This window comes from Pseudomonas sp. AC463, from assembly GCF_979253585.1.
Window position 1 is genome coordinate 1 of record NZ_CEEDDZ010000626.1, and the last position, 270, is coordinate 270.

Annotated in this window: 1 protein-coding gene; it reads right to left on the reverse strand. The window is 65.2% G+C overall.

Annotated elements, in window-relative coordinates; all coding sequences use genetic code 11:
• Positions 1 to 187 (reverse strand): hypothetical protein (locus AC0IYH_RS31720; RefSeq protein WP_471838232.1); only part of this gene is annotated, 187 nt, incomplete at its 3' end.
• Between the last annotated feature and the right edge of the window lie 83 nt (positions 188 to 270).

Genomic DNA, 270 nt, shown 5'->3' on the forward strand with positions numbered 1-270 from the left:
GGTCAGTACTCGATACCGCCACGGCGCACCCGGTCAGTCGGCGATCATTCATCGAAAGGTTCAGCCTCAGCAGCCGAAGCTTCCGGCCGATCACTTCGATATCCTGCTCCGCCGCCTCCGCAGCAGACGGCGGCGGCACGCCAGCCCCCGGCGCAACCTGCAACAGCATCAGCAGCGCTAGGATCACCCCACCGACCCCTCGAGAGAAATCCCCAGCAACTTCTGCGCCTCGACCGCGAACTCCATCGGCAGTTGCTGCAGCACCTCGCG